Origin of the sequence: Staphylococcus carnosus (assembly GCF_900458435.1) — a bacterium.
GTDB lineage: Bacteria > Bacillota > Bacilli > Staphylococcales > Staphylococcaceae > Staphylococcus > Staphylococcus carnosus.
In genome coordinates, this window is the sequence record NZ_UHCT01000001.1 from 1982753 (window position 1) to 2003095 (window position 20343).

General features: G+C 33.9%; 14 protein-coding genes. 5 read left to right on the plus strand and 9 right to left on the minus strand.

Annotated features, from left to right (window positions below; translation table 11 throughout):
• Positions 1 to 149: 149 nt before the first annotated feature.
• Both DYE31_RS09540 and DYE31_RS09545 read right to left on the minus strand, forming a co-directional pair.
• Positions 150 to 1985, minus strand: a complete 1836-nt coding sequence (locus DYE31_RS09540) for an acyltransferase family protein (protein ID WP_015899839.1) — start codon at positions 1983 to 1985, stop codon at positions 150 to 152.
• 314 nt (positions 1986 to 2299) lie between these two features.
• The gene (locus DYE31_RS09545) at positions 2300 to 2608 is read right to left on the minus strand and encodes a metal-sulfur cluster assembly factor (RefSeq protein ID WP_015899838.1); all 309 of its coding nucleotides are present in this window, start codon (positions 2606 to 2608) and stop codon (positions 2300 to 2302) included.
• Positions 2609 to 2906: 298 nt separating this feature from the next.
• Here DYE31_RS09545 and DYE31_RS09550 point away from each other — a divergent pair, with 298 nt between their 5' ends.
• From DYE31_RS09550 to DYE31_RS09560, 3 genes are all read left to right on the plus strand, one after another.
• Entirely contained in the window at positions 2907 to 3752 is an 846-nt protein-coding gene (locus DYE31_RS09550; RefSeq protein ID WP_015899837.1) for a Cof-type HAD-IIB family hydrolase, read from the plus strand.
• Between the two features lie 111 nt (positions 3753 to 3863).
• Complete coding sequence (locus tag DYE31_RS09555) at positions 3864 to 5186, plus strand: CoA-disulfide reductase (protein ID WP_115314387.1); 1323 nt, start codon at positions 3864 to 3866, stop codon at positions 5184 to 5186.
• Positions 5187 to 5306: 120 nt separating this feature from the next.
• Positions 5307 to 5702 carry a YisL family protein gene (locus tag DYE31_RS09560; protein WP_015899835.1) on the plus strand — a complete coding sequence of 132 codons (396 nt, stop codon included), beginning with the start codon at positions 5307 to 5309 and terminating at the stop codon, positions 5700 to 5702.
• Between the two features lie 127 nt (positions 5703 to 5829).
• On the opposite strand, the gene DYE31_RS09565 is transcribed toward DYE31_RS09560, so the two are convergent.
• From DYE31_RS09565 to DYE31_RS09595, 7 genes are all read right to left on the minus strand, one after another.
• Entirely contained in the window at positions 5830 to 6738 is a 909-nt protein-coding gene (locus DYE31_RS09565; RefSeq protein WP_015899834.1) for a fumarylacetoacetate hydrolase family protein, read from the minus strand.
• A 173-nt stretch (positions 6739 to 6911) separates the two neighbouring features.
• On the minus strand, positions 6912 to 10574 hold the full coding sequence (addA, locus tag DYE31_RS09570) for a helicase-exonuclease AddAB subunit AddA (protein ID WP_015899833.1): 3663 nt from the start codon (positions 10572 to 10574) through the stop codon (positions 6912 to 6914).
• Positions 10571 to 14038, minus strand: coding sequence for a helicase-exonuclease AddAB subunit AddB (gene addB, locus DYE31_RS09575; RefSeq protein WP_115314388.1), 3468 nt, complete (start codon positions 14036 to 14038; stop codon positions 10571 to 10573). Before addB ends, addA begins: the two co-directional genes overlap by 4 nt.
• Positions 14039 to 14200: 162 nt before the next feature.
• On the minus strand, positions 14201 to 14770 hold the full coding sequence (gene lepB, locus DYE31_RS09580; protein WP_015899831.1) for a signal peptidase I: 570 nt from the start codon (positions 14768 to 14770) through the stop codon (positions 14201 to 14203).
• A gap of 16 nt (positions 14771 to 14786) precedes the next feature.
• Positions 14787 to 15311: a signal peptidase I gene (gene lepB / locus DYE31_RS09585; protein WP_015899830.1), complete on the minus strand. Its 525-nt coding sequence runs from the start codon at positions 15309 to 15311 to the stop codon at positions 14787 to 14789.
• Positions 15312 to 15323: 12 nt separating this feature from the next.
• Positions 15324 to 15887 carry a TVP38/TMEM64 family protein gene (locus tag DYE31_RS09590; RefSeq protein WP_015899829.1) on the minus strand — a complete coding sequence of 188 codons (564 nt, stop codon included), beginning with the start codon at positions 15885 to 15887 and terminating at the stop codon, positions 15324 to 15326.
• Between the two features lie 204 nt (positions 15888 to 16091).
• On the minus strand, positions 16092 to 17423 hold the full coding sequence (locus tag DYE31_RS09595) for a glucose-6-phosphate isomerase (protein ID WP_015899828.1): 1332 nt from the start codon (positions 17421 to 17423) through the stop codon (positions 16092 to 16094).
• Positions 17424 to 17770: 347 nt separating this feature from the next.
• Between DYE31_RS09595 and DYE31_RS09600 the strand changes: the two genes are divergently transcribed.
• A complete protein-coding gene (locus DYE31_RS09600; RefSeq protein WP_015899827.1) occupies positions 17771 to 18976 on the plus strand; it encodes an argininosuccinate synthase in 1206 nt (401 codons plus the stop codon).
• The gene (gene argH, locus DYE31_RS09605) at positions 18966 to 20339 is read left to right on the plus strand and encodes an argininosuccinate lyase (RefSeq protein ID WP_015899826.1); all 1374 of its coding nucleotides are present in this window, start codon (positions 18966 to 18968) and stop codon (positions 20337 to 20339) included. The genes DYE31_RS09600 and argH overlap by 11 nt, the downstream gene beginning before the upstream one ends.
• Positions 20340 to 20343: the final 4 nt, after the last annotated feature.

Here is a 20343-nt window from a genome sequence, read left to right on the forward strand (position 1 = left end):
ACTTTGACTTACTTTGACCTTAATAATAGTATAAGCTATATTCTAAGATTTTTTCAACTCATTACTCTCTGTGAAAAGAAAAAAATTAAAAAGAAGCGAGGATTGGATTTCATTGAATCCAACCCTCGAATCTACATTTACTTTACTATTTATTTATCTTTTTTTAATCTCATTGTTTTAATAATTTCATCAGACAGTGCTTTGACCCCTGAGTATTCTAAATGGATACCATCAGGCGCGAAGTATTCGGTGTGCCCTGCTGATCTGCTGTACCAATCTACTAATTTTACATTTTTATGTTTAGCAGCTGCTTCTTTCATCAAGTCATTCACATGTTTTTCGTAATCACGCGGCACACGTGTGTTTACAAGGTACACGTCAGCTTTTCCAAATGAATTGATTACAGTATCAAGTTGATTTTTATCAAAATCACCATTTGTACCAAGTTCAATAATGACCTTGTCTCCTTTTTTATTGTAATGACTATATTGCGAATCAATTAATGGTTTCGCCTGATACATATTTCGACCTACTTTACCATCAATAACAGAACGCGGCACACTTTCTTTAAAGTGTTCACCAATATCTACCATGACAGAATCACCGATTAACAATGGTTGTACATCATCATAGACATCTGTATTTTCTTCCGATTCTGTACCTCCGCCATTTCCTAAGAAATCCATTTTGCCATAAGGAATAGGTCTAACTACATATTTATCAATACTATTTGTATCAAATTGTGTTGCTTTGTCTCCAACAGTATCTTTACCGTATTTATCAAAAAGTCCAGCTAAGATAAGCACAAACGGAATCAAAATAAGCAATATTAAAATCCAGCGGATAATATTACTTTTAGTCCAGTTTCCGATAGAAAGTGCTTTAAACCCTTTTTTACGGAATGGCGTTTCTACATATCGATAAGAGAACTCTGCCATAATAACTGTCAATACTAAATCAATGAAGTACACATAGATTGGAATTTGGCCTGCTACAAAATATCTGTGTGTAAAAATAATGACTGGAAAATGCCATAAATATAAACTGTATGAACGTTTACCTAAATACACAAACACAGGATTACCCATAAATCGAGCCAACAAGCCAGATGGATGTACGATGCTGGCAATCAAGAATAGAGTAATACCAGAAATTAAGTAAAAACCGCCATTATAAATCCAATAACTTTGGTCATCTACATATATAAATAGACAAACTAAAATAGCTAATGCGATTACACCTACAATGTCCACAACTGAACGTACTGCAAGTGGTGGCTCTTTCTTCAACCGATTCGGCGGCCATAAGAACGCTAAAATAACACCTAATAACAATGTTTGCAATCTTGTATCCGTACCGAAATACACGCGTGAAAAATTCATTCCTGGATGTGTCAGCAATACCATCGCTAATAATGAAATTAAAGAAATCACCCAAAAAATCAGTGTAATTTGTTTCGGCTTTTTAACTTTATTCAATAATAAAATGAGAACTACTGGGAAAAATAAATAAAATTGTTCTTCAATTGCGAGTGACCATAAATGTTTTAATGGCTCGAATGAGAATTGATCGAAGTAGTTAACGTCTTTTGCAATGTACCACCAGTTAGAAACATAAAAGAGTGCCGCAAAAGCATCCTGTTTCACTCTTATAATTTCTTCTCTCTGTAAGAGTAAAGTAACAATGGTGACGATGCTGACAACAAATACCATGGCTGGTATCAAACGCTTAATTCGTCTAGTCCAGAATTTTTTTAAGTCAATTTTTCCATTTTTCTTATATTCTATAAGCAATAAACTTGTGATTAAATAACCAGAAATAACAAAAAATGTATCTACGCCTAAGAAACCGCCTGCGAGCCATTGTTTATTTAAATGATAAATAATGATTCCTAGAACCGCAATTGCTCTTAACCCATCGAGTCCAGGCATGTAATTCATTTTTTTAGGCGAGTTATTACTTGAACTGCGCTTCAAATTATTCATGCACTTACCTTTCTTTCCATCTAAAAATTTCCGTTAACATGTGCTATGTATCTATTTAGGAAGCACGTTTGCGTCATAATTACCACCTGTAATATTAATGTAATATTCTTGCAATATCAAGTTATTATATGCGATTTGAGTTAATTCTAAATCGCAGAAAAACATACATCGTTTAAATATGACAATTTTGTGATAGTTTAATTTTAAATAACAAAAGAGAAACGACACGCATTGCATTAAACTTTTTTACAGTTTAACGTTGGGCAATGTATCGTTTCTCTTTATTTAGCGATAACACTATTTATTAATCAAAATCAGCTCACGCCTAAAGCAATTTTCGCATAGCGTGACATCATATCTTTATTCCATGGCGGATTCCATACAATATTAACTTCTGTTTCTTGAATTTCAGGAATCTCTGCAAGTACCATTTTAATTTGTTCAATGATTTGCGGTCCAAGCGGACAACCCATTGAAGTTAAAGTCATTTCTACTTTACATAAACCATCATCATCAAGATCTACTTTATATATTAAACCCAAATTAACGACATCTATGCCTAGCTCAGGGTCAATTACATTTTCTAGTGCACCAAGAATATTATCTTTTAATGCTTCATCCATTTCGCTCACCTCTCTAAGCAATAATTATTAATATTAATATATCAAATATCCGACAAAACTCCAATAAAATGCTATTATTAGAATACACTGAATAAGGTGTCTACTAATAATATAACATCAAAAGATGCGATATTATTAATTACAAACAGCAATGTTTTGTTTATGACTACAAAGGCTAGAACAATAACCTAAAGAATATCATTATACTTGTCTTTAGAAAGTTCAACCTACTTTTAAATTAAAGTTAGCAGTACTTGTATCATTTAACGAATCCTCGCAGCATTAAGGAGTTAATTTTATGGAACCCTATTTAATTTGTTTAGATTTAGACGGGACATTATTGAATGACAAAAAAGAAATCTCACCTTATACATTGAAAGTTTTAGAAAAACTGAAAGAACAAGGTCATTATATTATGATAGCAACAGGCAGACCTTTCCGTGCAAGCAAACCCTATTACGAACAATTAAAACTCAATACACCTATTGTTAATTTCAACGGTGCATTTGTACATAATCCAACTGACCCAGATTCACCTGTGATACACGAAACACTTGATCCTGATTTAGCTACAAGCATTATTGAATCTCTTCAAAAAATGCAGGTAAAAAACATTATTGCTGAAGTCAAAGACCATGTATATATCGATAACTTCGATCAGCACCTTTTTGATGGTTTTTCCATGGGCAACCCTAAAATTGAAACAGGTGATATCGTAAATCAGTTGAAAGAACCCCCGACTTCAATTTTAATTGAAGCAGATGAAGTGATGATACCTCGTGTTAAACAAATGCTATCTCGCTTCTATGCTGAAAGCATTGAACACAGACGTTGGGGAGCACCATTCCCAGTTATTGAAATTGTTAAAAGAGGTATCAGTAAAGCACGCGGTATAGATAGCGTAAAAGATGAATTAGGTGTAGACCGCAATCATATCATTGCTTTCGGTGATGAAGATAATGATACTGAAATGATTAAATATGCAAAACACGGCATCGCAATGGAAAATGGTTTAGATGAATTGAAACACATCGCAAATGAAGTCACTTATTCTAATAACGACGATGGTATAGGCAGATATCTTAACGATTTCTTTAGTCTCAATATCCCATATAATAACGAAACAAAAGTTTATTCAAGATAATATATTTTCAAGTAAAAACAAGGTTTACTTTGGTACTTAGATGAACATGTACTTTAAGTTTGTAACCTTGTCTTTTTTCTTATCCAATAAATAATGAACGGAGGAAAAATTATGACTAAAATAATTATTATTGGCGGCGTAGCAGGAGGCGCAACGTTCGCAAGTCAGCTTCGACGTCTCGATCCTGATTGTGATATTACTATTTTCGAAAAAGACCGAGATGTTACATTTGCGAATTGCGGACTCCCCTATTATCTCGGCAATATTATCGATGATCGTTCTGAACTGCTTCACTTTACACCTGAACAATTCAAAGAAAATAAAGGTGTGACTGCTAAAGTATTTCACGAAGTCATTCAAGTCGATCCAAACAACCAAACAGTAACTGTAAAAAATTTAAAAACCGACGAGGTCTTTACTGAGGATTATGATTATTTAGTGATGAGTCCAGGATGTCGTGCAAACCAATTACCTTTAAATAGCGACATGGCTTTCACATTACGCAATTTAGAAGATACAGATGATATTGAATCCTACATTTCTAATAACAACGTCAAAAAGGCACTCATTATAGGTGCGGGATACATTTCATTGGAAGTCTTAGAAAACTTATACAATAGAGGCATTCAAACAACATTGATTCATCGTTCTGAACAAATCAATAAATTAATGGACCAAGATATGAACAAAGTTATCTTTGATGAAATGGATAAACGACAGATTGATTACCGCTTAAATGAAGAAGTTGATTCAGTAGATGGTCATACTGTTCACTTTAAATCCGGCAACACAGAAGATTTTGATATTATTATTGAAGGCATCGGTATCAAACCGAATACTGAGTTCTTAGAAGGTGCGGGAATTGAAGAAGATGATGCAGGATATATCCCAGTAAATGAATACTTCCAAACAAACTATAGAAATGTATATGCCATTGGTGATATTGTTTCTAACTATTATCGTCATGTGAATATACCTACTCACGTTCCACTTGCGTGGGGTGCCCATCGAGGTGCTAGTATTGTAGCAGAACATATTACTCAGACACGTAATGTTCCTTTTAAAGGCTTTTTAGCTTCAAATGCTGTAAAATTCTTTGATTATACATTAACAAGTGTCGGTGTAAGCCCTTCTGATTTAAAACATTTCGATTACACAATGGTTGAGACCGAACAGATGAACCATGCAGGTTATTATCCAGGCGCTGAACCGCTTCATTTACGTGTATACTTTGAAAATAAATCTAGAAAAATCTTGCGTGCAGCTGCTGCAGGTAAATCCGGTGCAGATAAACGCATTGATATTTTATCTATGGCAATGCAAAATGATATGACTGTCGATGAACTGACAGAATTCGAAAGCGCTTATGCGCCGCCATTCAGTTCTCCAAAAGACATTATTAATATGATTGGATATAAAGCTCAAAACAAATAGTTTTACAAATCTAAATAAATACAAAGCACAAAATAATCTCTTATAAATAGTTGCATTGCAAAGTTATCATTCAGATATGTTATTATAAGGGATGAAATATTGATGAAATGAGGAAATTACATGTTACACTTACACATTTTCAGCTGGGTAATCGGCATTATTTTATTTATCGTTTCTTACATCAGTTTTACTAAAACTGGTGCGCCGAAAAAAGCATATAAACCCTTGCACATGACTTTAAGATTATTCTTAGTTTTAATCTTATTCAGCGGTGTTTGGCAAGTAGTAGAAGAATTCGCGACAGCAACAGGAAGTACACACATGTTATTAACATTAAAAATGATTTGTGGTATTGGCGTAGTCGCACTTATGGAAGTAACATTAGTACGTAAACAACGCGGAGCATCTCATAAAGGTTTATTCTGGGGTACTATCGCTTTGATTATCGTAACAATGGCATTAGGTATCATCTTGCCTGGAGGACCAATTTCAAATATGTTCGTTATCACTAAATAATATATTAATAAAACTCTGCTGCATCTTTTATAACGATGTTCAGCAGAGTTTTTTATTGCACAAAAAAAGAGATTAGAAATGAGTTGCATCACAACCCATTCCTAATCTCAGCTATTATTATTTCATACTATTTTTCTTCCGCAATAAAGTTTGTCAGTGTACCAATATTATCAATTGTTACTTTAACTTCATCACCTGGTTGCAGATATTGAGGAGGGTTCATTCCAGCTCCCACGCCTGCTGGTGTACCAGTTGCAATAATATCTCCAGGATGTAATGCAACATATTTAGAAATCTCAGCAATCAATTCATCGATTTTAAGAATCATTTGGCTTGTATTACCGTCTTGACGAATATCATTGTTAACTTTCGTTACAATATTAACATCCTCAGGTGTTGGTAATTCATCTTTAGTTACGATATAAGGACCCATTGGGCAACCGCCAGTCAAACTTTTAGAAAGGAACGCTTGATCTTGTTGACGTTGAGCAGTTCGGTCAGTAATATCATTAATAATTGTATAACCATACACGTAATCTAAAGCTAAGCCTTTTGGAATTTTTTCTCCAGCTTTACCGATAACTACACCTAGTTCACCTTCGTAATCAAGTGTATCTGTAATATCTTTATGGTTAGGAATTGTAGATTCATCACCAGTTAAAGATGATGCTGCTTTAGTAAATACATATAATCTTTCTACACTATGATTTAATTCATCTGCATGTTTTTTATAATTACGGCCGAAAGCAATGACATTATTCGGTGGTGTTACAGGCGGTAAGAATTCAATATCAGAAAATTGAACTTTATAATCCTCTGAGTTAGAACTGTCTGTAGCCGCTACCACTGCTTTGCGGACTTGTTCTTGGAAATCTAAAGTATGGTTTTGTTCCAAACCTTCTAATAAAGTCTTAGGATGGAAGTCGCCTTCACCAAAATCAGCGAAAACTTTTCTTAAATCCCAAGCTGCTTCTTCACGTTTTACCTTTACTCCATATGATGTTTCATCATTGTGTTTGAATGATAAGAATTTCATTCAGTATCAGCTCCTCATCTCAATCTTATTACCAATTATAACTATATTTTCAGAAAAATAACAAATATTTGTTAAGTTTCTCAAATTTTCGCAATAAAAATGTGCAAACCGTTAATAAGATTATATTTATAAGTATTTACACGCTTATATTTCTCTACCCTTAGAATGAAAGATTAATGTTTTTCGGTTTCTTCTAATGATAATGTTCCAAATTTAAAGAAGTATAAATACCCTTTTACTTCTTTTTGTAAAATTGTTTCTAAAGCTGATCGATAATAATACATTTGTATTTTATAACGTGCTTTCAATTGTTCACCAAGTTCTTCGTCTGATACACCTCGACGTTGATTAAACGTATCTGTTTTATAGTCGACAAAGTAATACTGATTATCTTTTCGATAAATTAAATCAATCATCCCTTGAATAATGGAAACATCTTCATCATCATTCATTTGATGATCAACTTTTGATTGGTTAACCACAAATGGCATTTCTCTCATGATTTGATCACTTTGTGCGATTTCAAGATATAAATCACTTTTAATGAAATTCATGACTTCATCCATCCGTATATCTGGCTTAGCATCGTCTTCAATAATGTTCTTTTCAATCAGTCCATCAATATATTCATCTAATTCAGCACTTGTCATTCTTTCTTCTTTAAATGGAAGATGCTGCATGACCGTATGCATTAATGTACCAATTTCATTTGCTTTACGTTTCTTATGCTGTCTCATGAATTTTGGACGTTCATATGTCGACGCACCTAATTGATATTGACGCACGCGTTCATAACTTGTTCCTGTTTCTTCTGTTTCCAATTGGCGTTTCAGCTCAGATACAGATTGTTTGGTTGGTTTAACAACGTCTTTTTGGTAAGGATATTGGTAATCTAATTGTGTTTCTATCGCTTGTTGTCTTTCTGTATTCGTAGATTGATAGTTTACAATATCATTTACTGTACGGAATTCTTCATCTTCGTTTTGATGAATATCTTGAGCAATATCACTATATTCATCAATATGAATTTCAGCATAAGGATGAATCGCATCATCCAACTCATCAATATTGCGTTCAAATTTCAAATCATTTGTTAGATGATTGGCTTGATATTTCGCCAGTATCGCATAAATGAGCTGCAACGGATTTTTTACTTCTAAACGATAACTCATTGGCAGCATGTTATTTGAAATAGCAGTGTTCAACATCTTATCTAATTCTTTTTCTGCTTTCACACGTCCGACAAGGAAAAGCTGTTCTTTTGCACGTGTCAACGCCACATACATTAAACGCATTTCTTCAGAAATCATTTCTTTTTCAGTTATCGCACGTAAAGTTACAGATGCTAGAGAAGGAAATGCAAAGTCTTTTTCAACATCAAAATAAGTCATTCCCATTCCGTATTTTTGATTTAAAATAACGGGTTTGTATAAATCACTACGATTAAAGGACTTGCTCAATCCTGAATAAATCACAAATGGAAATTCTAGACCTTTACTGGCATGTATAGTCATCATTCTGACTACATCATCATTAGGTCCCACTACATTTTCTTCACCAAAATCTTTTCCGCGATCAATCAATTCATCAATAAAACGTATAAATTGGAAGAGTCCTCTAAAACTAGAGTTTTCAAATTCAATGGCTTTGTTATACAAACCATATAAGTTGGCACGACGTCCTTTACCGCCTATCATGCCGCTGAAATATTGAATGACTAAGCGGTTATTATAAAAACGATCAATTAGTTGATAAACTGGGTGTTCTAAGCTGAATTCTTGGTAAAACTTCAAATCTTTAAGGAAATCTTGAAGTTTTGCGACTAAATCCGGGTCTGCTTCTTTAGTTTTTAAATAGTGTTGGATTGATTGATAGAAATAATCATCGTTTGGACTTGTTACTCTGATACGTGCTAATTCGTCTTCGGTAAATTGGTAGATGACAGAACGCATCAATCCAACAAGATAGATATCTTGAAGCGGATTATCGACTGTTCTTAAAAATGATAATACTAAACGCACTTCTGTTTGTTCAAAATAACCTTCTTTACTGTTGACATGAAATGGTATATCTCTATTTTTAAACGCTTGCTGCAATTCTCTTGAACGATTATAACCACGTTCTAGTATAACAATATCCTTATACGATGGTTTGCGGTAAGAACCTGTTCCCATATCATATACTTCACGATGGTTCATTATCTCTTCAACTTGGTTTGCAATATATTCCGCTTCTTGTTCTGTTCCTGTTAATTCTGATTCTTTATCTTCCACCATGACATTTAAATTTAAAGGATGCGGTTTATCATCAAAAGGTGCACCATAATATAATTGTGCGGCTTCATCATAAATAATCTCACCGACTGATTCATCCATCATATGTTTAAAGAGATAATTGGTTGTTGAAAGCACTTCAGGACGTGAACGGAAATTTTGTGATAAATCAATACGCATTCCAGTTGTACCGTCATGTGAAAATCGAGAATATTTTTCGATAAACAAACTTGGATCTGCTTGTCTGAATTTATAAATCGATTGCTTCACGTCACCTACCATGAATAAGTTGCCATCTGTTTCATCACCGCGTTTAATACAACTCAAAATCTGTTCTTGTACACGGTTAGTATCTTGATATTCATCGACCAGAATTTCATCAAAACCATTTCGATAATGTTTAGCCAGGTCTGTTGGAGTTCCATCTTCATTCATTAAAATTTTCAAAGCAAAATGTTCATAATCTGAGAAATCTAAGATATTTCTACTTCTTTTCTTCTTAGAAAATGTATCAATGACATCTCTAGTGATTTGAGAAAGCACTTCTACACGAGGTGCTAATTTTGCCATATCTGCTTTTAAATCTTCAGCTGAACGTGAAAAATAATCTTGCTGTACTTTTTCTACTGCACCTTTATAGTCATCATAATACGCCTTGGCACTCTCTAATAATTCAAGATTACCATCATTTGCTTCTTTAATTTTCTTAGTGGCACTCGGGAAGCGAGATATAAAACTATGTTTGCTGATTAATTCTGTATTCAAGATGCCGCCTTCCATTGCACGCGCTATGAAAGCACGTTCATCTTCTATAACTTCTAATTGTTTATCGCAACCAGCAAGTTCACTATATAAATCAAAACTTTTATTAAGATTTTCTAATGCTGTATTCATAAACACTTTCGCTAGATTCATCAATAATTCCAAAAACTCATCTTGTGCTTGATTATCTTTATAAGGTGATACTAATGACTTCAACCATTGTTCAGGTTGAGGGTTAGCTACTGCAAAATAATAAACACTTTTGATAATTTGTCTTAAACGCTCATCACTGCGGTCTGATGAAAGTTGTTCTGATAAATCAATAAAGGCAGGATTCAATTCTGCATAATACTTTTCCAATACTTCATCGATGGTTTGTTCTAATAATAAGATATTTTCTGCTTCGCTACTCGTTCTGAAGTTAGGATCAATATCTAACACATCATAATGTTGTTGAATCAATTTCAAACAGAAGCTATGCAAAGTAGAAATTTGCGCTTGATGAATTTTAACTCTTTGGTTTTTTAAGTGTGTATTGCTGGGGTCTTCTAAAGAAGCTTTTTGAATACGCTTTTCAACCCTATGTTTCATTTCTCGTGCACTGAGATTGGTAAATGTAACCACTAACAAGCGGTCTACATCTATTTCATCGCGGAGTATACGTTGAATGATACGCTCAACGAGTACCGCTGTTTTACCTGAACCTGCAGCTGCAGCAACTAATGTATCTTGACCTTTGGCATAAATACTTTTCCATTGATCATCTGTCCAGATGACATCATTGGGTTTCTCCGGTATCATTCTTCATCATCCTCATCACTTTCTTGATTTAATAAATCAATTGGGTTAATACTTTCATCTACTGTTCTGTATTTTTTACTATCAATCATACCGTCAACATGACAAACAGAACGATAATTACAATATTCACATGGCAGCTTTTGTTTATATTTCATAGGTGCTACTTGTGTATGGCCGTCCATAATATCTGAAGCAATTTGAATAAAGTTGTTCTTATTATGTTCGATAAACTTATAGATTGTTTGAGAATCAGCGACTTTACTGCTTTTATTCAAGTTACCTTTTGCACCGACATCTATAGGTACAATATCCGATTTGAATTTAGGTTCCAACCTTGTATCTTCAGCATCTAACACTTCAGGGTCACTGTTAATTAAGCCATTTAATTTAAATGACTTCAATAACTCTTCTTGACGCTTATCCTCATCCATTTCTGCCCAATTCGCAAAATTCACCCGGGGTTCGTGTACATGGAAATATAATAAGCCTCCTGGTTCAGTTGTTTCTGCTAAATTCAACCGTTCTTTATTTTGCAGTACGACATCCATATAAGTCATCATCTGCATTTGTAATCCGTAATAAACCTTCGTTAAGTCTAAAGTACCGCTATATCCCGATGATTTATAATCGATAATATTTACAAAACTGCGGTCCTTACTATTAAACGTATCAATACGATCAATTTGACCACGAATATTAATCGAGATACCTTGTGAAGTATATAGAGATTCTGCTGCAAGCTGCTCGTTAGATTTAGGATTTTTTCTAAATGATTTTTCAAACGCTTGCGGTCTGAATTTAGAAAAAGTGCCTTGATATTTCAATGCTGTTAAAGTTGATTGCACGATTGCACCGATACGTACAGACATATAACGATAATAAGCGGATGAGTTCAATAAGTTGTATTGAACCTCTGGTAAAATATTTTCCAATGCTTCTTGTGTAAGTTTACGGATAGAAGCATCAGTTAAATTACGGAAATCACCATGAATCTTATCTGCAATGTATTTTAATACAGAGTGGAAGATATCGCCTAAATCAAAGTTTTCTAATTTATATTTCGTACGTTCATTCAAACGTAAACCATGTGAAGTATAATGTTTGAACGGACATTGTTGATAACCTTCAAATCGGGACACACTTGCGTTAATTTTATCCCCATACAATGCTTTAGATAGTGATTGGTTTAATTGAATTGTTTTATTATCAAACGTTAAGGCAGAAGTTAAATATTGTAATCCTCTGCTCAATCGTTCATTATGCAACATGGCTTGGTATGCTTCTAACCATGTTTCAGCAGTTAATTCATGGTTCAACCAGCTTTGAAGCTCTTCGAAAAGTGCAATTTTAGTTTGATGCGGATGTTCCATCACTGTAAGCGGATTATGCTGTGCAGCATATTGTACATTTAATACATCAAGATTGGTATAAAGGTCTCGAATGTTTTGAATAAATGGGCTGACTTCCTTATCGTCATTATTCAATCCCATCAAACTATAAGAAAATGTGACATGTGTTGAAGCACGTGTCATAGCAATATAGCATACAAATGCCTCATCCATCTGCAATACATCAGCAGTGGGACTTAATTCAAGCTGTGTTTCTTCTTGGAAATATTTCTTTTCATCATCACTAATCAAACCTGAATTAGAGATTGCTTGCGGCATAGTGCCATCATTCATACCTAACATATAGATATGTTTCTTATTATCTACTTTGGCCAAGTCCATACTACCGATACTGACTTGGTCCAATGTTTGCGGAATCATTACAAATTCTAATTGTTCTAAACCGACATCAAACAATTCAAGAAAACGTTTTTGCGTCATCTCTCTATTGCCGAAAACAGTAGCTAAATCATCTAAAGTTTGGATAAAACCATTCCAAACTTGATCTAATTCTTCAGCTTGTTGATGTTCTCCTGCTAAGTCCAATTCATCACGCTCTGTCATTAACTGACTCGGCAAGTTGAATTGCTCAAATGCTTCATAAAAAGCTGCTGCATATGTTTCAGCAGTGTCTGCCTCAGCTAATGCTTTTTCAAAACGTAATATTTTATCTATGACATAATTTTTCAAATCAATCACACGCTGATAATCCGCTTCTGTTTCCTCAGTCATAGGTTGACGTTTTAATCCCATTAGATTGAATTGCTCAATTTTAAAATATTTATCATCAAGCCAGCGTTGTCCATAGATACCACGTTCTAAAACATAATTCTCTAAAATATCTGTAAGATATCGATTATCCTTAAATTTTTTAGTTAATACTTGCGTTTTAAATAAACGCATTAAAGGTTCAAAACTCCATTTTGATTCAATTACTTCTAATAAAGAACGAATCATTTCCATCACAGGATGATGTGTCATAGATTTCTTTGTATCGATATTGAAAGGAATATCAAATTCTGGGAACACACTTTCCATGAGATGTGCATAAGTTTCATCGCGATAAAGCACAGCGACATCTTGGAAACGAATATTTTCTTCTCGTGCTTTTCGAATAATGTCTCTTGCAATCGCATTAACTTCTTCACGCACATTTGAAGTTTCTAAAATATTTATATTGCCTTCAGCTGCAGCTTTATCAAAGAACACTTCATTAAATGAATGTTCTAAATGACTCAAATCTCGATTTTCAAATCTTTCTTGTTTTGTAAATCGTCGTAAATTGAAATCGATATTTTGTCTTTGTGCAATTTCTTCTATATGTGTGAGAGTAGAAGATGTTTTTCGGAATAAACTAAATGGGTCTTTATCACCATTTGTTGTAAGTAAGATGCTGACTGATTTTGCACACTGTGCTAGTTTTTCTATAATCTGATATTCAAGTGTTGAAAAGTTATGGAAGCCGTCAATATAAATTTCTGCTCTTTTCAACCATTTTGATTCACCCATTTTTTCTATGAACTTATAGAGTGTATCTTCAGAGGATACAAAATTATCGGCTAAACGCTCTTCTAAATGTCGATAAACTAAAGCAATGTCATGTAATTTATCTTGCGTTCTTGTTTGAAGTGGGTTTTCAGAAATAAACTGTTCGAGTTGTTCGGGAGAAACAGCATACTTTTTAAAATCTTGAATTTGTTCACTTAACTTGGCACTGAACCCATAATATTTTGTTTGAGATTGATATAAATTCAGTTCAGAGCGATGGGATTGCAAAATATCAAAAATCATCATTTCTAGCGCACCCTTAGAGGCATATTCTTCAGTCAAACCACCAATTTCTTGAAAAATACGATGACTCAACCGCTCAAAGTGCAGCACTTCTGTTCGTAAACTGCCATTAAGTTCCGGATCTTTAACAAAGTCTTGTTCCAGCTGGAATGTACTTTGCGTTGGTGCAATGATAATGATAGGATCCCCAAGCGGATCTTGTTTCATTTTCGTTTTGATTTCATCAAGCATAGCATGCGATTTACCCGTGCCTGCTCGTCCAATATATGCATTTAATTGACTCACGATTTTCTCCCCCTTTGTTCATATTGTAGCACATACGTTCTCATATATGCGTACTGAAATTGTCCTCATATACCAAAAAAGCTGATACTATATCAAACGTAATAGTATCAGCTTTTTCTCTTATTCAATTTAAATTATCATTTGATAATTCATGACTTATTTTTAATATTTTGTATCCGGATTAAAGTTTACTTTGAAAGATGTAAACGGCCAATAACGCAAGCTTACTTTACCAACAACTTGATCTTCATCAATTAAACCGAATGAACGGCTGTCTTTACTGACTTCACGGTTATCTCCTAATACAAGAAGTTTGTTTTTAGGAATTGTGTTTGAACCATTTGCATTAGGTAAATTTTTCACTTTAAAGCTACCTGTAATTTCATCATAGCTTTTATGTTTTTCATTATAATCTAAATAAGGTTCTTTCACTTTTTTACCATTAACATACAATTGATCATGTTTATATTCAATACTGTCACCAGGCATACCGATAACACGTTTAACGTAGTCGCTGTTTTTAGTAGCGTGGAATACAATCACATTACCTTTTTCTAAACCGCCAGTTTTAAATCCAATCATATTAACGATAACTTTTTCTCCGTCTTTTAGCGTTGGATACATTGAATCACCACGAACCGTATATGATTTCGCAATGAAATTTGTTATGACTAGAACTAATACCAAAGCTATTGCTATGGCTATTATCCACTCTTTAATTTCTTTCTTCACTTTTTAGACACCTCAATTATTCGTTGAATGAAATTCCAAATTTGTTCCAAGGATAATATCGTAATACAACATTACCTATAATATCTTTTTGATGAATCGTACCAAAAATTCGAGTATCGGACTGATTCGCTCGATTATCATTTAAAATCATATATTGTTTAGGTGCAACAATATCTCCTTCAGAATGTTTGATATTTCGTAATGCTAAGTTTTTTATTTGTGCTTTCACAGGATAATCTTCTTTAACAACACGATCATCTCGATAAAGCTGACCATTTTTAAATTCAACAGATTGTCCAGGTAATCCGATGACTCTTCCAAAATAAGTCTTTCCTTTATACTTATACATGACAACATCGCCATTATGTACACTGTTGAAGGTGTTTTGTATTTTACTTACTAAAATACGATCACCTTGCTTCAACGTTGGCGACATCTCATTATTCGGAACAACTGCTCCTATAATAAGAAAAGCTTGAATCAACATTACAATGATAATCGCTATTATCAAGGAAAGCAAATAATTTATAATTTTCCGCACGTTCTACTCCTTTTATTTCATAAAGCGTTTTTCTAATCGGCGACTTAAATACCATAATCCTGCAAGGATAAGTACCATAATAATCACTCGAATCGGGCTTGATAAAATACTATGCATATCTCTGCCCAATACACCAGTCAATGCCATAGCAATTAAGTTTGAAACAGCAAGCACTAAAAAGAAGGTGCGTACTTTCATTTTAGATAAACCTGCAACTACATTCATTAAAGCACTCGGAGTAAATGGAAAACAAAGCATTATAAAGATAGGCGTAACGCCTTGCTTATTAACAAAGTTTAAAAATTTACGCACGTCTTTTCTATTCTTAACTTTATCCATGACATTAGTATTGGCAAACGCTCGTACGATTAAAAATACAACAAAACTACCTAAAAATGTTCCTAACCAAGAAACAATAATCCCTAAAAACAATCCAAATGTATCAACATTCACAAATACAAATACAAATAATGGAAGAACTGGTATAAATGATTCAATAAATGGAAGCAAGAAACCTAACACATATCCAAAATCTCCCATTGAATGCATCCAGCTCTCTACTTGATGTGCTGACATATATCCACCCATCTCTCTATGTAATGCGATTACTACTATTATAGATGGAAACAGTGTATTTTGAAACTGAAACAGGATATAATATTGCCCGTTTAATTTTAATTCAACTATCAATTAAATGAACTGCACTTCTATAAGTATAAAAAAATCCCTTACAACTGAAATCAGTCTCCAGTTGTAAGGAATCATATTATTTCATTAAAATTATAGACGTTCTTCTAATTCTTGTTTTTTATCTTCATAACCAGGTTTACCTAATAATGCAAACATATTTTGTTTATATGCTTCTACACCTGGTTGGTTAAATGGATTTACGCCTAATTGATAGCCGCTCATCGCACATGCTAATTCGAAGAAGTATACCAAGTATCCGAATGTTTCAGGATCGATACGTGGAATTTTAACAACTAAGTTCGGTACTTCACCATCAGTATGTGCTAATAATGTACCTTGGAATGCTTTAGTGTTAACTTCATCAATTGTTTTTCCAGCAAGATAGTTCAAACCATCTAAATCGTCAGGATCTTTTTCAATTGTAATGTCGTATTTAGGTTCTTCTACTTTCACTACAGTTTCAAATAAGAAACGACGACCTTCTTGAACGTATTGACCTAGTGAGTGCAAGTCTGTTGTATAGTTTGCACTTGAAGGATAGATACCTTTGAAATCTTTACCTTCTGATTCACCATATAATTGTTTCCACCATTCATTGAAATATTGTAATGATGGTTCATAGTTGATTAACATTTCAGTAGTATAACCTTTTGCATATAAAATATTACGTAATGTTGCATATTGATATGCAATGTTATCTGAAAGATTATCTGAAGCAAGTTCTTCGCGTGCTTTAGCTGCACCATTCATCATTGCTTGAATATCGATACCTGCTGCAGCAATCGGTAATAAACCTACTGCTGTTAATACAGAATAACGTCCGCCTACATCATCAGGAACAACAAATGTTTCATATCCTTCATTTGTAGCTAATTGTTTCAAAGCACCTTTTTCTTTATCAGTAGTCGCAAAGATACGTTCTTTTGCTTCTTCTTTGCCGTATTTATCTTCTAATAATTGTTTAAAGAGTCTGAATGCAACTGCTGGTTCTGTAGTTGTTCCTGATTTAGAAATTACATTGACTGAGTAATCTTTACCATCTAAATATTGGATTAAATCGTGTAAATAAGTAGATGATAAATGATTACCTGCAAAAACAATTTCAGGATATTCATCACTTGTTCTGAATGCAGAGCTTAACATTTCAATTGCAGCACGTGCGCCTAGGTAAGAACCGCCGATTCCAACTACTACTAATACATCAGAATGTTCTTTAATACGTTTTGCCGCTTCTAAAATACGTGAAAATTCTTCTTTATCATAATCAACAGGTAAGTCCAACCATCCTAAGAAGTCACTGCCTGCACCAGTACCTTCATGAATAATACGGTGAATTGTTTTAACGATTTCTTGTTGTTGAGTTAATTCGTGTTCGCCAACAAATTTTAAAGCTTTACTATAGTCTAGCTCAATATGTGTCATATGAACTGCCTCCTGCTCTTATATTTCAACCATATTTTACTAAATTTCTGACAAAAGTTTCAATAAACTTGTTTATATATTTTGGATTACCCGCTTTATTTGTGACTAAATTGCCATGTTTCCTCCCAATTCTATTAAAAAAATCATTTCGAAGTAAAAACAAATCATTTATTCTTTTTATGTAAAATGCATAAAGAAGCCTATAACCGCCTTATCTCCGTCTCATTTAAGAGTTAATTTTCATTATTTTGTATATTTATGTAAAATATCAGTTTATTTCTCATTATGAATCTGCTATGATGTATACATGTTAAAAAATTCTAACTATTCTAACGAGGTGTAAAATTATGAAAGAAAAAATCGTGTTAGCCTATTCAGGCGGATTAGATACAAGTGTTGCAGTACAATGGCTGATCGATAAAGGTTATGACGTTGTAGCCTGCTGTTTAGATGTAGGCGAAGGAAAAGATTTAGACGAAGTTTATCAAAAAGCATTGGATATGGGAGCTATTGAATGCTATATCATTGATGCCACAGAAGAATTCAGTGATGAATATGTAAGCTATGCCATTAAAGGGAATCTAATGTATGAAAATACTTATCCTGTTGTTTCAGCATTATCAAGACCTTTAATTTCTAAAAAGTTAGTTGAAATTGCTGAAAAAACTGATGCAGTCGGAATTGCACACGGTTGTACAGGAAAAGGAAACGACCAAGTTCGTTTTGAAGTTGCAATTAAAGCTTTAAATCCTGAACTCAAAGTATTTGCACCTGTACGTGCTTGGGGATGGAGCCGTGAAGAAGAAATCGATTATGCTATCCAACATAATATTCCAGTACCTATCAATCATGATTCTCCATACTCAATCGATCAAAACTTATGGGGCCGTGCAAACGAATGCGGAATTTTAGAAGATCCATATGCAGCACCGCCTGCTGATGCGTTTGATTTAACACGAGAAATTGAAGATACACCTGATACACCAGATGAAATTGTCATTCACTTCGAAAAAGGATTACCAGTCTCTATAGATGATAAAGCCTTTCCTTTAGATGAATTGATTCTGTATTTAAATGATTTAGCAGGTAAACACGGCATCGGACGTATTGATCACGTTGAGAATAGATTAGTGGGTATCAAATCTCGTGAAATCTATGAAACACCAGGAGCTGAAGTAATTCTAAAAGCACATAAAGCTCTAGAAACAATTACGTTAACTAAAGATGTAGCACATTTTAAACCTGTAATCGAAAAACAATTTGCTGAACAAACTTATAATGGTTTATGGTTCTCACCATTAACAGATTCATTAAAATTATTTATCGATTCTACACAAGAACATGTTACTGGAGATGTGCGTGTCAAATTATTTAAAGGTAACGCTACAGTAAACGGCAGACGTTCTCCTTATTCTTTATATAATGAAAAATTAGCTACTTATACAAAAGAAGATGCATTCAACCAAGAAGCTGCAGTAGGCTTCATTGAAATTTACGGTTTACCTACTGAAGTAAATTCTATGTTGCATGGAGGTTATTCTAATGAGCAATAAAGCCTGGGGAGGAAGATTCCAATCTGAACCCGAAGCTTGGGTTGATGCTTTTAATGCTTCTATTAATTTCGACCATCTTCTAATTGATGAGGATATCCAAGGCAGCATCGCACACGCAACGATGTTAGCACAACAAGGTATCCTTACTGAAGATGAAAGTAATACTATCATCAAAGGTCTTCAAGAAATCCAACAAGACTATCATGATGGTAAAATCGAATTTACAGAAGCGTTAGAAGATATTCATTTAAATATTGAACATGAATTAATAGAAAGAATCGGTGCTGTCGGCGGTAAATTGCACACTGGCCGCAGCCGTAATGATCAAGTCGCAACAGACTTGCATCTTTATACTAAAAAAGCAGTCAAAGAAATCATCCACTTAATTCATACACTGCAAGAAACAATTGTAAAATTAGCAGATGATCACGTAGATACAATTATGCCAGGGTATACACATTTACAACGTGCACAACCTATCTCATTTGCACATCACGTTATGACTTATTTTTGGATGTTGGAACGTGACAAAAACCGCTTCGAAGATGCATTAAAGCGTATTGATATTAATCCACTAGGTGCAGCTGCTTTAAGCGGAACAACACACCCTATTGATCGAGCTAAAACACAAGAGTTATTAGACTTTGCTGCTTTATACGAAAATAGTTTAGATGCAGTCAGCGATCGTGATTTCGTAGTAGAAACACTCAACGATATCTCTTTAGTGATGATTCACCTTTCACGTTTCTCTGAAGAAATTATTTTCTGGTCAAGCGATGAAGCAAAATTCATCACGTTATCCGATTCATTCTCAACAGGTTCATCTATTATGCCTCAAAAGAAAAATCCGGATATGGCAGAATTGATTCGTGGTAAAACAGGTCGTACAACTGGTCATTTAATGAGTATGTTAATGACATTAAAAGGATTGCCGCTCGCATATAATAAAGATATGCAAGAAGATAAAGAAGGTTTATTCGATGCTGTACATACAGTTACAGGTTCGCTTCGAATTTTTGAAGGTATGTTAGCATCATTAACTGTAAATACTGATCGCTTAAATGAAACTGTGCATCAAGATTTCTCTAACGCGACTGAATTAGCAGATTATCTTGTAGAAAAAGATGTACCATTCAGAGAAGCACATGCTATTGTAGGACAAATTGTGTATTGGTGTATTCAACACGATTGTTATTTATTAGATGTGCCGCTTGAAAAATATCAAGAATTCTCATCTAGTATCGATGACACCATTTACAGCTATTTAAAACCTGAAAATTGCTTGAAACGCAGAAAAAGTTATGGCTCAACAGGTCAAGAATCTGTACGCCATCAAATTAAAGTCGCTAAAGATTTATTATAAACAA